We start from the raw sequence: 14,126 nt of genomic DNA, 5'->3' as shown, positions 1-14,126 counted from the left end.
CATGTGGACAGTCGGGGCACTCAAGTCCGGGTGCGTCCACCCGACGAATCGGCTCGAGCATGGCGAGCCGATCTCCCGCGTGCGCCCGGAGTCTGGCACCCCGGGCAGAAGAACAGTCCGCGCCCGGCCAGGGTCACGCGCGAGATGGGCGTGGCACACCGGGGACACGGTTGTCCCGCGCGGTCGTAGACGCTGAAGCGATCCTCGCGGCGCTTGCCGGGAGTCTCCCAGGGGGCCGGAGGCGAATGGGGCGTGACGATGCGCCCATCTCGGGCCGCGTCCTCCATCAGCAGCCGGAGGGCCTCCCACAGGCGCTCGAAGTCCGCGAGGCGCAGCTCCGAGGCGGGACGCAGCGGAGGCAGTCGCGCGAGGAACAGGGCCTCGGCGCGCAGGATGTTGCCCACGCCGGCGATGCGCTCCTGGTCCAGCAGCGCGGCGGCGAGGGGAATCCGTCCCTTCCGGAGGGCCTCGAAGGCGCGTGAGGGCGAGGCGTCCGGTCGCAGCGGATCCTGTCCCAGCCGGGAGCGCAGTTCGGCCTCGTCCTCGGGGCTGAGCAGCTCACAGGCCTGGGGTCCGGCGAGGTGGAGCGTCACCTGGGGCGAGGCGAGCCGGAGCCGGCACGCGGCGGAGGGGGGAGGGGCTCGGGAACGGAAGTGCCGCAGGTGGCCGAAGAGGCCCAGGTGGATGTGCAGCCGTACCCCGCCCTCGAAGTGGTGGAAGAGGTGCTTGCCATGCGCGTCCACGCCCACGAGCCGCCGTCCCGACAGGTGCCGGGCACCCGCCGAGAAGCGCCCCTGGGGCGAGTCCGCGGTGAAGCTCCGCCCCACGAGTCACTGGCCGTGGATCCGCGCGATTCGATGGAGGATGTTGCCTTCGGGCATTCCTCCGAGGTAACGCCGGGCGCATGACCTGTCTCGTCGGGCTTCGGACCCGCTCGCCCGCCCGGCCGATGGGGGAGGGCCCGGCGAGTGTTCCCCTGGCGGGCGTCCGGCGGTGCTATGGTCGGAGCCATGACGCAGCAGATCCGCGCGCTGGTGGTGGATGACTCCTTGGCCATGCGGCGCAGTCTCATGTACGCGCTGCAGCGGTTGGGCTCGTGGCTCCACACCGACGAGGCGCAGGACGGGGCCGAGGGCCTCAAGAAGCTCACCCTGGGCCGCTACGATCTCGTGCTGACGGACATCAACATGCCGCTGATGGACGGGCTGAAGCTCATCCGCCACATCCGGCAGACGGACGCGTACCGCACGGTGCCCATCGTGGTCATCACCACCGAGTCGGCCGTGGAGGACCGGGAGCGCGCAATGGCGCTCGGGGCCAGCGCCTACCTGGTCAAGCCGGTGCAGTCCAAGGTGGTGCAGGACACGGTGAAGAGCCTGCTGCGGCTGGAGTAGCGGCCGGCCTGGCGGGCGCTCGTCGCCGGGCCAACGTTGGCTCCGCTCGTGCCTGGATGCCGAGCGTCAGAGGGAGACGGACCCGGGCGTCTGTTGTTGCTTGGGGCTGGGCGTCCCACTAAGACGCACCCCGTCATGGCCATGAACGAGCGTTACGAGCCGCAGGCAATCGAGCAGAAGTGGCAGACCCGATGGGAAGAGGCGGGAGTGTTCCGGGCGGGCAAGCGCCCCGGGGCCCCCAAGAAGTACATCCTCGAGATGCTGCCGTACCCCAGCGGGAAGATGCACATGGGGCACGTGCGCAACTACCTCATCGGTGACGTCTACGCGCGCTTCTTCCAGATGCGGGGTTACGACGTGCTGCACCCCATGGGCTGGGACGCCTTCGGTCTGCCGGCGGAGAACGCGGCCATCAAGGACGGCGTGCACCCGGCGGTGCGCACCCGCGAGAACATCGACTCCTTCAAGAAGGAGATCCGCTCGCTGGGCTACAGCTACGACTGGACGCGCGAGGTCAACACCAGCGAGCCCGAGTACTACCGCTGGAACCAGTGGTTCTTCATCCAGATGCTGGAGCGGGGGCTGGTCTATCGCCGCTTCAGCAAGGTGAACTGGTGCACGGGCTGTCTGACGGTCATCGCCAACGAGCAGGTGAAGGAAGGCACGTGCGAGCGCTGCGAGTCCCCGGTGGTGGACAAGGAGCTGCCCGAGTGGTCCTTCCGGATCACGAAGTACTCGCAGGCCCTGCTGGACGGCCTGGACGAGCTGAAGGACTGGCCCGAGCGCATCACCTCGATGCAGCGCAACTGGATCGGCCGCTCCGAGGGTGTGGAGGTGGACTTCAACGTCCAGGGCAGTGACGCGCGCATCCGCGTCTTCACCACGCGCGTGGACACCATCCACGGCTGCACGTACGTGGTGCTGGCGCCGGACCACAAGCTGGTGGCGCAGGTGACGACGCCCGCGCAGCGCGCCGAGGTGGACGCCTTCGTGAAGAAGATGTCGGCCGTCTCCAAGACGGACCGCACGGCCGAGGGCGCGACGAAGGAGGGCGTCTTCACCGGGGCGCACGCCATCAACCCCTTCACGGGCCAGCCGGTGCCCATCTGGATCGCCAACTTCGTGCTGTCGGACTACGGCACGGGCGCGGTGATGAGCGTGCCGGCGCACGACGAGCGCGACTTCGACTTCGCGCGCAAGTACGCCCTGCCCATCAAGGTGGTGGTGCAGCCGGCCACGGGGGACAAGCTGCCCCCGGGTGACGCGCTGGAGAAGGCGTTCACCGAGGACGGCGTGCTGGTGGACTCGGGCGAGTACTCGGGCCTGCCGTCGGCCGAGGCGCGCAAGAAGATGGGCGAGAAGCTGCGCGCCGAGGGCCGTGGCGAGCCCAAGGTGACGTACCGCCAGAAGGACTGGGGCTTCAGCCGCCAGCGCTACTGGGGCACGCCCATCCCCATCGTGTACTGCGAGAAGTGCGACCCCGAGCGCAAGGGCCAGCCCGTGCCGCTGGAGCAGCTGCCGGTGCGCCTGCCGGAGATCGACACGCAGACGGTGCTGACGGGCAAGGGCGAGCCGCCGCTGGCCAAGGTGCCCTCGTGGGTGAATACCACGTGCCCCAAGTGCCAGGGCCCGGCGCGGCGCGAGACGGAGACGATGGATACGTTCGTCGACTCCTGCTGGTACTTCGCGCGCTACCTGTCGCCGCACTACGACGAGGCGCCCATTGATCCGAAGGAGGCCCAGCGCTGGCTGCCGGTGGACGTGTACGTGGGTGGCCCCGAGCACGCGGTGATGCACCTGCTGTACTTCCGGTTCTGGACGCGGGTGATGAAGCTGCTGGGGCTGAGCCCGGTGGACGAGCCCGTGAAGCGCCTGGTGACGCAGGGCATCGTCAACGGCCCGGACGGGCGGAAGATGTCCAAGCGCTGGGGCAACGTGGTGGCACCGGCCTCCATCGTGCAGAAGTACGGAGCGGACACCGCGCGCACCTACGTGCTGTTCGCCGGCCCGCCCGAGCGTGACTTCGACTGGTCCGACGATCAGGTGGAGGGTGCGTTCCGCTTCCTGAAGCGGGTGTGGACGCTGGCCGTGCAGCACCAGGGCGTGGCGGGGTCCACGCACGCCGGGGCCTACGAGGGCAAGGCGCTGGAGATCCGCCGCGCGGCGCACAAGTGCCTGAAGCGGGTAGGGGAGGCCATCGAGCGGCTCTCCTTCAACACGGCCATCGCTGGCACCATGGAGTACGTGAACGCGCTGTACGCGCTGGGCACGGCGGAGACGCCCGCGGAGAAGGCGGCCATGGCCGAGGCCGTGCGCATCCTGTCCGTGGTGCTGACGCCGTTCGCCCCGCACCTGGCGGATGAGCTCGCCGAGTCCTACGGCGCGAAGGACTTCACCGTCACGCAGGGCTGGCCGGAGTTCGATCCATCGCTGGTGGTGGACGACGTGATTCCGTACGCGGTGCAGGTGAACGGCAAGCTGCGCGCGGAGATCCGCGTGGCGGCGGACGCGGCCGAGGCGGACGTGAGGGCCGCGGCCGAGGCGGACGAGCGGGTGCAGGCGGCCATGGCGGGCAAGACGCTGCGCAAGTTCGTCTTCGTCCCCAAGCGGCTGGTGAACTTCGTCGTCGGCTGAGACGGGAGCCCGGTGCCCACCGAGGTCCTCGTCATGTGCAAGCGGTGCGGCCGTCCCCAGCAGGCGGGGGCGGGCCGCTGCGCCGCGTGCGGGGGGGAGCTGCCCGATGCCCCCCTGCCTCCTCCGGTGGGTGCCACCTCCACGGAGCGTTTCCTCTCGGCGGAGCTCCCGGGCGGGCGCGTCCTCGCGGGCGAGGGCAACCGCCTCTCCTTCCGTCCGGGTCCCTCCGCGACGCCCTTCCTCCTCGAGCTGCCTGGCCTGCGCCGGCTCTCCCTGGTGCATCGGCCGCGCTACGAGGCCCTGGCCCTCACCGCCGTGGTCGTCGTGCTGCTGCCCTTCGTGTCCCGGCAGGGGCCGCGCGTCCTGCTCGGCCTGCTGGCGCTGGTGGGGCTGGCCCTCGCGTTCTTGAGCCGGCGCTACACGCTCGTCCTGGAGTCCGCTGGCCAGGTGGAGACGCGCTGGGAGTTGGGCACCGTGCGCCGCGGCTCCTCCCAGGAGCAGCGCCTGCGCTCGGTGTGGCGCACGCTCGCGGAGGTGGTGCGCTCCCGTGGCGTGAAGGTGAGCGAACCCCCCGTGTAGTCCGCTTCGGACGGGGCACCCCTGGCGCTTGACCGTTGGGATCGCGCCGCTAGTGTGGGCGCCATGTCCCGCATGCGCGTGATGGGGTGGGTTCTCTTGCTGTCGGCTGCCGGTTGCGGCTACCGCTTCACGTCCCGGGGCGCGGGGCTGCCCGAGGGGGTGAGCTCGGTGTGCGCGCCCGTCTTCCGCAACGACACGGCCGAGCCGGGGCTGGAGGTGCTCTTCACCCGCGTCCTGCGCCAGGAGTTGGTGCGCGCCGGGGTGCTCGGCGGTACGGGGGCCTGTGAGGCCACCCTGGAAGGGGTGGTGCGGAGCGTGGCCAACGGGCCCACCGTCCTCGCCGAGCCTTCCTTCCAGAGCAATCCGCGGAGCGGAGCCCAGGTGGCGGGCTACCAGGCGTCCGCGGTGGTGCTGCTGCGGCTCGAGCGGGACGGACGGGTACTGTCGGAGACGGAGGTCTCCGGTACGGAGGACTTCCTGCCGGGCACGACGAGCGTGTCCGGTGATGTGCTGCAAGTGGAGGCCAACCGGCGGGCCGCGCTGCAGCGTCTCGCCGAGACGTTGATGCGCGAGGGGTACGACCGGTTGGCCAGCAACTGGTGAGGGGCGCGATTACTTCGCGGCGGCCTTGGCGCGGTTCGCGGCCTTGGCGAGCCGGGAGACGCGGCGCGAGGCAGCGCGCTTGTGGATGACGCCCTTGGACGCGGCCTTGTCGAGGGTGCGGGTGGCGGCCTTGAGGGCGTCCCCGGTCTTCGCCGTGTCCTTGGTGGTGAGGGTGTCGCGCATGTTCTTCACGGCGTCCTTCACCGTGGTGCGGACATTGACGTTGCGAGCGCGGCGCTTCTGGGCCTGGCGGTTACGCTTCTCTGCGGACTTGGTGTTGGCCAAGGTGATCTCCAGCTTACTTCTGTGGAAAAGAGGCGCCGTACCTACTTCGGCGCCCACTGAGCGTCAAGACCTGCGTGATCCATGCCACCTTCCGGACGCCCGAGTCCCATCAATCAGCGGGCTCCGAAGGCGTATTCCCAACGCAGGCCGGCCGGGTCCCGGAAGGTGATCCGCCCGGTGGCGCCCCCTCCCTCGAGCACGCACCCGGGGGAGGCGCCCTCCAGGAGGGTCCGTAGCCGCTCCACCGCCTCGGCGGAGGGGGCCCCGAAGGTCACGGTGGTGGGGGAGGGGGTACCCGGGCCTGGCGTGAAGACGAGCCGGTACACCCCGTCCCCGTAGGCCGCCTCGTCGGCCGCCCCCCGCTCGGCGCTCCAACCGAGGAGCGGGGCGAGCCGATCCCAGAAGGCCCGCTGGGCGGGGAGGTCCGTCACCGGCAGGCGCAGGGCCACCAGGGGCGCGCGGGGGACGCGGACGGGGGGCGGCAGGCCCTTCTCCACGGCCTTGGCGGCGTCCCAGTGCCGGTCCATGTGCTCCAGGGTCGCCTCGCCCAGGGGGATGCCCTCGGCGCGCAGGGCGGACTCGATGTGCTGGAAGCGCGTGGTGAAGCGGCGGATGGCCATCCGCAGCGCGTCCTCGGCCGGCGTCTGGAGGAAGCGCGCGAGGTTGGCCAGGGAGAAGAGGACGTCCCCCAGCTCGTGCTCCAGCGCGTCCCGGTTCCCCGAGGCGATGGCCTCGTCCAGCTCGCCGAGCTCCTCGTACAGCTTGGCGCGCACCTCCTGGAGGCTCGGCCAGTCGAAGCCGATGCGGCTGGCCTTCTCCGTGAGCCGCTCGGCGCGCAGCAGGGCGGGGGCCCCCGTGGGGCACGCCGTCCAGCACCGAGCCCTCGCGGCCCGTCTTCTTCTTGCGCTCCTCGGCCTTCAGCTTCGCCCAGTTGGCCAGCGGCTGCGGGGTGCCGTCCGCCTGCCGCTCGCCGAAGACGTGCGGGTGGCGGCTGGTGAGCTTGTCGCTGATGAACCGGGACACGTCCGCCATGGAGAACTCGCCCAGCTCCTCGGCGAGCCGCGCGTGGAAGACGATCTGGAAGAGCAGATCCCCCAGCTCCTCGCCCAGCGCGCGCCACGGGCCCCCTCGGCCACCCGATCCATCTCGTCGATGACCTCGAAGGCCTCCTCGGTCAGGTAGGGGCGCAGCGAGCGCAGGTCCTGCGCTCTGTCCCATGGACAACCCTCCTGGGACCGGAGCCGGGCCATGATTTCCACCAACCTGTCCAATTGCTCCCCTGCTGCACTCATGATTCCTTCTCCTCCCCGGGCGAGCGAGCGAGTTCCTGTAACACGGGGGAACCGCGAAACGGGGGTGACAACTTCCGTGGGGGTGGCCCGTCGCCTATCATCGGGACCCCGAATGCCGCGCCTTCCCCTGTTGCGCCTCCTGTCGTTGATGATGTGCCTTGCCGTGTGGATGCCCGCGCGGCAGGCGCATGCGCAGAAGCCGCGTCCCTCCGCGCAGAAGTCCCAGCGTCAGGCTCCCGCCGAGAAGCCCGGGTACGACGACCCGTCGATGCTGGAGCCGTCGGAGATGACGGTCGAGCCCTCGGATGAGATGAGCTCCGACGATTCCCCCGAGGAGGAGTCGGAGGAGGACTCCCCGCGCGCGGGCCGCGGCAAGAACCGCAAGGGCCAGAAGGGGCGGGACGAGGAGGAGGCCGCGCCTCCGGTGGACGAGAAGCCCGCCACCCTGACGGTGGAGACGAAGCCGCCGCCTCCCGCGCCCGCCCCCGTGGTCCGGCCTCCGCCTCCGCCCATCCTCGCCCCGCGGGTGACGGACGCGGATCTGCAGGCCGCCTGGGACAAGTGGCGCAAGGCCGTGGCCGCGCTGGACATGGAGACGGCGCGCAAGGCCCAGCAGGAGCTGGTGTCCCTCAAGGACGACGTGGCCGCGCTGGACATGGAGTCGCTCAGCATCGGCTTCATCCGGGCGGCCGAGGGGCGGCGCAAGGCCAACGACGGTGCCGGTGCGTTGCAGTTGCTGCAGCACGCGGTGTCGCTCTCGCCCAACCTTCCCTATGCGCGGCTCGCGCTCGCCGAGGCCCATGCGCGCCGCTCGCCCGGTGACGTGGGGGCGTACAGCCAGGAGCTCAAGGCCGCGCTGATGGTGATGCTGAAGGATCCGCGCTACCGGCGCCCGGCGCTGGCGGACCTGGGCGCGGTGTTCCTGGTGGCGGTGCTGGCCACGGCGGCGGTGGTGGTGGGGGTGCTCTTCCTGCGGCGGGCGCGCTTCTTCTTCCATGACTTCCACCACCTCTTCCCCCGGGCGGCGGCGCGGTGGCAGTCCGCGGCCCTGGCGGTGCTGCTGCTGCTCGGCACGCCGGTGGCGCTGAGGCTGGGCCTGGTGCCCGTGCTGCTCATCCTCCTGTTGTCGGTGTCGTTCTACCTCTCGAAGTTGGAGCGGGCGGTGGGCGCGGTGCTGCTGGTGGCGGCGGCCTTCGTGCCGTTCGCCGCCGGGAAGATCGCCCAGACGTCGGCTTTCGCCGGGACGGTGGCCGAGGACGTCTACATGCTGGAGCGCGGGGGCCTGTCCGCGGAGGTGGTGGCGGATCGGGTGCGCGCGCGCAGCGAGGACAAGGAGTACAAGATCGAGTTCGCGGAGCTGTTCGCGCTCGGGCGCTTCGAGGCCCGCCGCGGCCGGCTGGACGAGGCCATCGCCCACTACAAGGCGGCGTCGGCCATGAGCAGCGCCCCGCACGCGGCGCTGTTGACCAACTGGGCCAACGCGCTGCTGGTCAAGGGCGAGACGGACGAAGCGGCACGCAAGTATGCCGAGGCCTCGGCGGCGGATCCGGGCCTGGCCGCTCCCGCCTTCAACCTGGCCGAGGTGTACCGCCGCCGCGCCGCGGTGGCTCCGGACTCGGAGATTGGCTCCGAGAACCAGAAGGCGCGCGATGCGCTCCAGGCCGCGCAGCGCCTCGACTCCAGCCTGCTGATGTGGCAGCGGCCGCCGGAGGATCGCCTGCTGATGAACCGCCTGCTGCTCGCCCCCGTGCTCGTGGAGGCGGACCTGCCGCCCACGGATGATCCGGAGGCCGGCGCACGGGTGGAGGCGCAGCTGTCGCGCAGGCTGCTCGGGGGCGGCTCCGGCCTCACCGCCTGGGGCCTGCCGGTGCTGGGCGCGCTGCTGGCCTTCGGGCTTGGCTTCGCGGGCCAGTCGATGAAGGCCTCGCGCGAGTGCGAGAAGTGCGGCCGCCCGGTGTGCCGCCGGTGCGACAAGGAGCTGGGCGTGGCGAGCAAGATGTGCGCCCAGTGCGTCAACGCCTTCTCGCGCAAGGGCGCGGTGGAGGCGCGTGTCCGGGCCCGCAAGCAGATTGAAATCGAGCGCCACCGCCAGTGGGAGAGTGGCGTGTCGTACGCCGTCGGCGCGCTGGTGTCCGGCGCGGGCCATCTGTTCCAGGGGCTGCCGGTCCGCGGCACGCTCTACGCCTTCTTCTTCCTCTTCGCGGTGTCCGGGGTGCTGCTGCGCTCCGGGGTGCTGCGCGCGCCGTATGGCGAGGCCCCGCTGTACCTCAAGCTGGCGCCGCTGCTGCTGCTGCTCATTCCCCTCCACCTTTTGACGTTGCGCGGCCTGTACCGCCGCCAGAACGAGTAGGCCGGGACCGACGATGGCCCTCACGGGAACGCTCAAGGACTTTGGTATCGCGGACATCCTGCAGCTGATCGGTCAGCAGCAGAAGACGGGTGTCCTGTACCTCAAGAGCAAGGAGCAGGAGGTCCAGGTCTTCTTCCGGGACGGCAACATCGTCCGCGCCGAGAGCGTCACCCGGAAGAAGAAGGATCTCATCGGCAACATGCTGGTGCGCGCCGAGCTCATCACCGAGCAGCAGCTCGAGAGCGCGCTGGAGACGCAGAAGCGCACCCTCAAGCGGGTGGGCGACGTGCTCATCAGCACCGGTGCCATCTCCGCCCAGAAGCTCAAGCAGATGATGCAGCTCCAGGTGACGGAGTCCCTCTACGGGCTCTTCCTCTGGAAGGCGGGCACCTACGAGTTCAAGCAGGAGGAGGTCCAGGCCGACAGCGAATCCATCACACCGCTGCGCGCCGAGAGCGTGCTGATGGAAGGCTTCCGGATGGTGGACGAGTGGCCCCACGTCCGGAAGAAGATCTCCAGCGAGGCCATGACCTTCGAGCGGCTCAAGGAGCTGCCGGCCCCCAACCCCAAGAACAAGAAGCAGGAAGAGGACGACTTCGACGCCGCCTTCGACGACGCCTTCTCCGAGGAGAAGAAGGACGAGAACAAGGGCGAGTTCAAGTCCATCGGCAGCGCCGAGCGCCGCGTCTACGAGCTCGTCGCCCCCGGCCGCGACCTGCGCAAGCTGGTGGACCTCAGCTGCATGGGCGAGTTCGAGACCAGCAAGGCGCTCGTCAACCTGCTCAACCTCGAGTACATCCGTGCCCACCATGCCTCGGGCCGGGCCTCCTCCGTGGGAGCGGCCAACCTGCTCGTCCGGGTGGGCGGTGTGGTGGCCCGCGCCGTCGTCACCGTCGTCGTGCTGGCCGCGCTGGGCTTCGTGGGCTCCCGGCTCCGGCCGGACACCTGGGACCTGGGGGATGACTCCGCCTCCTCGTTCGCTGACCCGGCGGCCCAGCGTCTCCTGGCGCGCGCCCAGCGGGGCCGAATCGAAGCCGCCCTGGAGGTGTTTCGACTGGAAAAGGGCGCCCTCCCCGAGCGCTTGGATGTGCTGGTGGAGGTGGGACTCCTACAGCAGGAGGACCTCCGCTACCCGTGGCGGGAGGATTATTACTACCGCCGTACGTCAGATCGGCAGTTCATCCTCCTGTCTCCCCTGCGCTAGGTGGGCTGCTTGCTTCCTCCTTTCGCTGACAGTGGGAGGACGTTAGCTTGACAGTGAGGCTTTGAATTGTCCGACACCCGTCCCGAGGGATTAGACGAATTGCGAAACCCCGCCACAGTAGAGGCTCAAGCAGCAGTCAGCCCCACCTCGGCCAAGGTGGATGTCCGCGATAACGCGACGACCCTGGCACTGTGTGGCAACCAGAACGAGAATTTGAAGCTCATGGAGCGTCGGCTCGGCGTCCGGGTCGGACAGCGGGGGACCGAGCTCCACCTGTCTGGACCGTCGGACGCGGTGGCCTTCACCGTGCGCCTCGTGGAGAACCTCGAGGAGATGATCCGCGCCGGCCGCCCCATCTACCGCGAGGACGTCGAGCAGGCCATCAAGGTGCTCGGCCGCGGCGGGGCGGAGTCGCTCCAGGACGTGATGAACAGCCCGGTGCTCAAGAGCTCGGGCAACAAGCAGATCGCCCCCAAGAGCATCGCGCAGAAGCGCTACGTGGATGCCATCCGCGCCCATGACATCGTCTTCGGCATCGGCCCGGCCGGTACCGGCAAGACGTACCTCGCCATGGCCATGGCGGTGGCCGCCCTGCAGGAGCGCAAGGTCAAGCGCATCGTCCTGGCGCGTCCGGCCGTCGAGGCCGGCGAGAAGCTCGGCTTCCTCCCCGGAGACCTGGCCGAGAAGGTCAACCCCTACCTGCGCCCGCTCTACGACGCGCTGCACGACATGATGGCCGTGGAGCGCGCCCTGCACCTCATCGAACAGGGTGTGGTGGAGGTGGCCCCGCTGGCCTTCATGCGTGGCCGCACGCTCAATGACTCCTTCGTCATCCTCGACGAGGCGCAGAACACCACCATCGAGCAGATGAAGATGTTCCTCACCCGCCTGGGCTACAACAGCAAGGCGGTCATCACGGGTGACGTGACGCAGGTGGACCTGCCGGTGGGAAAGACGAGCGGCCTGCACCACGCGCGCTCCATCCTCAAGAACGTGGAGGGCATCTCCTTCTCCGAGTTCACCGAGGTGGACGTGGTGCGTCACCCGCTGGTGCAGGAGGTCATCCGCGCCTACGATCGGTACGACGCGGCGCAGCAGGCAGCCAAGGCCCTGAAGGAAGCGGAAGCGGCGGTGGCGGGTGGGGCGGCACCGGAAGTGGCTGCCGGTGTGCCGGAGTCCGACACGCCAACCCCTTGATTTTCCTTAGCTCGATAGCCGGGTGAGCAGGCGGCGGGCGGCGGAGGGAATTCCCGCCGCCCGCTGTGCTTGATGAACCCGCCACGCCTCCCATAGGTTGGACAACCCCATGGCCGAACCGGACTCGTCGCCCCCCGGACCCAGTCCGCTGGACGCGCTCGCCCACCGCTTCCGGCTCGGCCCGCGTTGGGGCCGGCGCCTGACGAGTGTGTTGTTGCTACTGACGGTGTCGGTGGCCGCCGGTTTCGTCATTTCTCCGGGCCTCTTCAGCCAGCAGATTCCGGCGCTCACCGAGGAGCACCTGGGCAAGCCCTTCCGGGCGAACTCCCCCGCGGGCTTCAAGGCCGGGCGGGACTACGACATCATCCACCAGTCGATGACCGAGCAGCGGCGCCTGGAGGCGCGCGGCGCGGTGCGGCCGGTGTACGACCTGAGCCCGGGGGTGCTGTTGGAGATCCGCGCGTCGGTGGGCGCGGCCTTCCAGGAGATGCGCCAGCGGCTGGCGGCCCGGGCGGAGGCCGCCGCGCAGGAGGGGGCGGCCCCGGAGACGGGCAAGGCGCAGCCGCGCAAGCCAGCGCAGCAGCCCCTGGTGACTCCGGAGGAGCGCGAGCTCTTCCTGGGGCTGCTGTTCGGGCGCAAGGACGCGGTGCTGGACAATGAAGACGTCCAGGCGCTGGCCTCGGCGCGCTTCTCCGAGGCGATGGAGCAGGCCACGGTATCGTTGGTGGAGCGGGCGTACGGCTTCGCCGAGCCCACCCCGGTGTACATCACCAACTCGCGCGAGGAGGTGTCGCGCGAGGGCCCTCAGGGCATCACCGTGCGGGACCTGAGGCACAAGGGGGAGCAGACGCTGCCGGGGACGGCGCCCACGGTGGTGGACGTGCGCGAGGCGCACATGGAGATGGATCGGTTCGCCTCCATTCCGGGCAACCTGCTGCCGGACTCGCCGGGCGTGCAGCGGCGGGCGGTGCTGCGGCTGTCCAAGCGGCTGGTGCGGCCCAACCTCACCATCAACCTGGCGGAGACGGACGCGCGGCGGCGCCAGGCGGCGGCGGCGGTGAAGGACGCCGTCATCTCCATCAAGAAGGGCCAGCGGGTCATCGGGGACGGGGAGCTGGTCAACGAGACGCACCTGGTGGCCATCCGCGGCATGCGGGCGCAGACGGACCGGTTGGATCTGGTGCAGTTGCAGGTGGGTGGCACGGGGCTGGTGGCGCTGCTCATCTCGGCCATCTACCTCTTCTGCCGGGCGGCCTTCCGGCGCTTCCGCCCCACGCGCAAGGACGCGGTGCTGCTGGGCCTGCTGCTGGTGGCCATGCTGGGCCTGCTGCAGGTGTGGGTGTCCATCGCGGACGCGGTGCAGGACCGGTACACGGCCATTCCCCTGGAGGCCTTCTATTACGCCTTCCCGGTGGCGGCCGGGGCCATGCTGGTGCGCTTCATCCTCTCCGAGGAGCTGGCGCTCTACTTCGCGCTGGTGCTGGCGAGCCTGTGCGGGGTGATGCTGGGCAACTCGCTGTCCTTCGGCATCTACGCGCTGGTGGGCGCGCTGGTGGCGGCGGAGCGTGTCGCCCACGCCAAGGACCGGGTGGGCCTCTTCCGGGCGGGTGTGGTCTCCGGTGGCGTCAACCTGGTGGCGGTCCTCTGCCTCTTCCTGGCCGAGGGCAAGGGGCTGACGCCGGACACGCTCATCACGGCCCTGTTCGCCTTCACGGGCACGGCGCTGGCGGTGCCGGTGATGGTGATGGCGCTCACGCCGCTCATCGAGTCCGTGTTCGGCTACGCGTCGGACCTGAAGCTGCTGGAGCTGGCCAACCTCAACCACCCGGCGCTCAAGGAGCTCATCGTCCAGGCGCCGGGCACCTACCACCACTCCATCATCATCGGCACGCTGGTGGAGAACGCGGCGGAGGCCATTGGCGCCAACCCGCTGCTGGCGCGCTCGTGCGCCTACTACCACGACATTGGCAAGGGCCGGAATCCGCTCTACTTCGGCGAGAACCAGAAGGGCGACAACAAGCACGACAGCCTCGCCCCGGCGATGAGCGCCGTCATCATCAAGCGCCACGTCACCGAGGGGCTGGAGATGGCGCGCCAGTACCGGTTGCCCAAGCTGGTGGCGGATGCGATTCCGCAGCACCACGGCACGCGGCTGGTGGGCTACTTCTTCCACAAGGCCGTCAAGGAGCAGGAGGGCAAGGAAGGCGCTCAGCCCATCGACGAGAGCATCTTCCGTTACCCGGGCCCCAAGCCGCAGTTCCGCGAGGCGGCGCTGGTGATGATCGCCGACGCCGTGGAGGCCTCGACGCGCGCGCTGCCCGAGCCCACCACGTCCCGGTTGCAGGCCCAGGTGCAGAAGATGATCAACCTCATCTTCTCCGAGGGGCAGCTGGACGAGTGTGATTTGACACTGAGGGACCTGAACCTCATCGCACAGTCCTTCCTGCACACGCTGGAGGGCATCTACCATGCGCGCCCGGAGTACCCGGCGGGAGCGCTGCAGGCGGGCCCCAAGGGGGCGGCGCTGACGGTGGCGGGGACGACGAAGCAGGATGGCAAGGCGCGCCCGACTGGCACGGGCACCTGAG

Annotated in this window: 11 protein-coding genes and 1 pseudogene; 8 read left to right on the top strand and 4 right to left on the bottom strand. The window is 69.9% G+C overall.

The annotated features are described in order from the left end of the window. Positions 1-20: 20 nt before the first annotated feature. Positions 21-827: an Fpg/Nei family DNA glycosylase gene (locus Q664_RS41865; RefSeq protein WP_063934856.1), complete on the bottom strand. Its 807-nt coding sequence runs from the start codon at positions 825-827 to the stop codon at positions 21-23. 183 nt (positions 828-1,010) lie between these two features. Here Q664_RS41865 and Q664_RS41860 point away from each other — a divergent pair, with 183 nt between their 5' ends. From Q664_RS41860 to lptE, 4 genes are all read left to right on the top strand, one after another. After that, complete coding sequence (locus tag Q664_RS41860) at positions 1,011-1,394, top strand: response regulator (protein WP_043409778.1); 384 nt, start codon at positions 1,011-1,013, stop codon at positions 1,392-1,394. A 135-nt stretch (positions 1,395-1,529) separates the two neighbouring features. Then, positions 1,530-4,028, top strand: coding sequence for a leucine--tRNA ligase (leuS, locus tag Q664_RS41855; protein WP_043409672.1), 2,499 nt, complete (start codon positions 1,530-1,532; stop codon positions 4,026-4,028). A 12-nt stretch (positions 4,029-4,040) separates the two neighbouring features. Then, the gene (locus Q664_RS41850; protein ID WP_043409669.1) at positions 4,041-4,607 is read left to right on the top strand and encodes a hypothetical protein; all 567 of its coding nucleotides are present in this window, start codon (positions 4,041-4,043) and stop codon (positions 4,605-4,607) included. A 63-nt stretch (positions 4,608-4,670) separates the two neighbouring features. Then, positions 4,671-5,210, top strand: coding sequence for an LPS assembly lipoprotein LptE (lptE, locus tag Q664_RS41845; RefSeq protein ID WP_235217086.1), 540 nt, complete (start codon positions 4,671-4,673; stop codon positions 5,208-5,210). A 9-nt stretch (positions 5,211-5,219) separates the two neighbouring features. On the opposite strand, the gene rpsT is transcribed toward lptE, so the two are convergent. From rpsT to Q664_RS62780, 3 genes and pseudogenes are all read right to left on the bottom strand, one after another. Continuing rightward, on the bottom strand, positions 5,220-5,495 hold the full coding sequence (gene rpsT / locus Q664_RS41840) for a 30S ribosomal protein S20 (RefSeq protein WP_043409660.1): 276 nt from the start codon (positions 5,493-5,495) through the stop codon (positions 5,220-5,222). Positions 5,496-5,608: 113 nt separating this feature from the next. Then, a complete protein-coding gene (locus Q664_RS62785) occupies positions 5,609-6,268 on the bottom strand; it encodes a MazG nucleotide pyrophosphohydrolase domain-containing protein (RefSeq protein ID WP_326938787.1) in 660 nt (219 codons plus the stop codon). Between the two features lie 259 nt (positions 6,269-6,527). After that, a pseudogene (locus tag Q664_RS62780) lies at positions 6,528-6,713 on the bottom strand (MazG nucleotide pyrophosphohydrolase domain-containing protein); the annotation flags it as partial. Positions 6,714-6,899: 186 nt separating this feature from the next. Here Q664_RS62780 and Q664_RS41830 point away from each other — a divergent pair. The 4 genes from Q664_RS41830 to Q664_RS41815 all read left to right on the top strand — a co-directional run bounded on the left by Q664_RS41830 (position 6,900) and on the right by Q664_RS41815 (position 14,125). Then, positions 6,900-9,137: a hypothetical protein gene (locus Q664_RS41830; RefSeq protein ID WP_075207668.1), complete on the top strand. Its 2,238-nt coding sequence runs from the start codon at positions 6,900-6,902 to the stop codon at positions 9,135-9,137. Positions 9,138-9,150: 13 nt separating this feature from the next. After that, positions 9,151-10,341: a DUF4388 domain-containing protein gene (locus tag Q664_RS41825; RefSeq protein WP_043409657.1), complete on the top strand. Its 1,191-nt coding sequence runs from the start codon at positions 9,151-9,153 to the stop codon at positions 10,339-10,341. Between the two features lie 99 nt (positions 10,342-10,440). Beyond that, positions 10,441-11,538 carry a PhoH family protein gene (locus tag Q664_RS41820; RefSeq protein ID WP_043409654.1) on the top strand — a complete coding sequence of 366 codons (1,098 nt, stop codon included), beginning with the start codon at positions 10,441-10,443 and terminating at the stop codon, positions 11,536-11,538. A 109-nt stretch (positions 11,539-11,647) separates the two neighbouring features. Then, entirely contained in the window at positions 11,648-14,125 is a 2,478-nt protein-coding gene (locus Q664_RS41815) for an HD family phosphohydrolase (RefSeq protein ID WP_043409651.1), read from the top strand. Position 14,126: the final 1 nt, after the last annotated feature.

Source organism: Archangium violaceum Cb vi76 (assembly GCF_000733295.1).
Classification (GTDB): Bacteria; Myxococcota; Myxococcia; order Myxococcales; family Myxococcaceae; genus Archangium; species Archangium violaceum.
The sequence above is the reverse complement of the archived record's forward strand: the minus strand, read 5'-3'. Positions and strand labels throughout refer to the sequence as shown.

What these genes read in the sequence shown, in the direction of transcription:
- Q664_RS41860 (WP_043409778.1), top strand. Translation starts at nt 1,011, where the DNA reads ATGACGCAGCAGATCCGCGCGCTGGTGGTGGATGACTCCTTGGCCATG.
- Q664_RS41825 (WP_043409657.1), top strand. Translation starts at nt 9,151, where the DNA reads ATGGCCCTCACGGGAACGCTCAAGGACTTTGGTATCGCGGACATCCTG.
- lptE (WP_235217086.1), top strand. Translation starts at nt 4,671, where the DNA reads ATGTCCCGCATGCGCGTGATGGGGTGGGTTCTCTTGCTGTCGGCTGCC.
- Q664_RS41815 (WP_043409651.1), top strand. Translation starts at nt 11,648, where the DNA reads ATGGCCGAACCGGACTCGTCGCCCCCCGGACCCAGTCCGCTGGACGCG.
- leuS (WP_043409672.1), top strand. Translation starts at nt 1,530, where the DNA reads ATGGCCATGAACGAGCGTTACGAGCCGCAGGCAATCGAGCAGAAGTGG.
- Q664_RS41830 (WP_075207668.1), top strand. Translation starts at nt 6,900, where the DNA reads ATGCCGCGCCTTCCCCTGTTGCGCCTCCTGTCGTTGATGATGTGCCTT.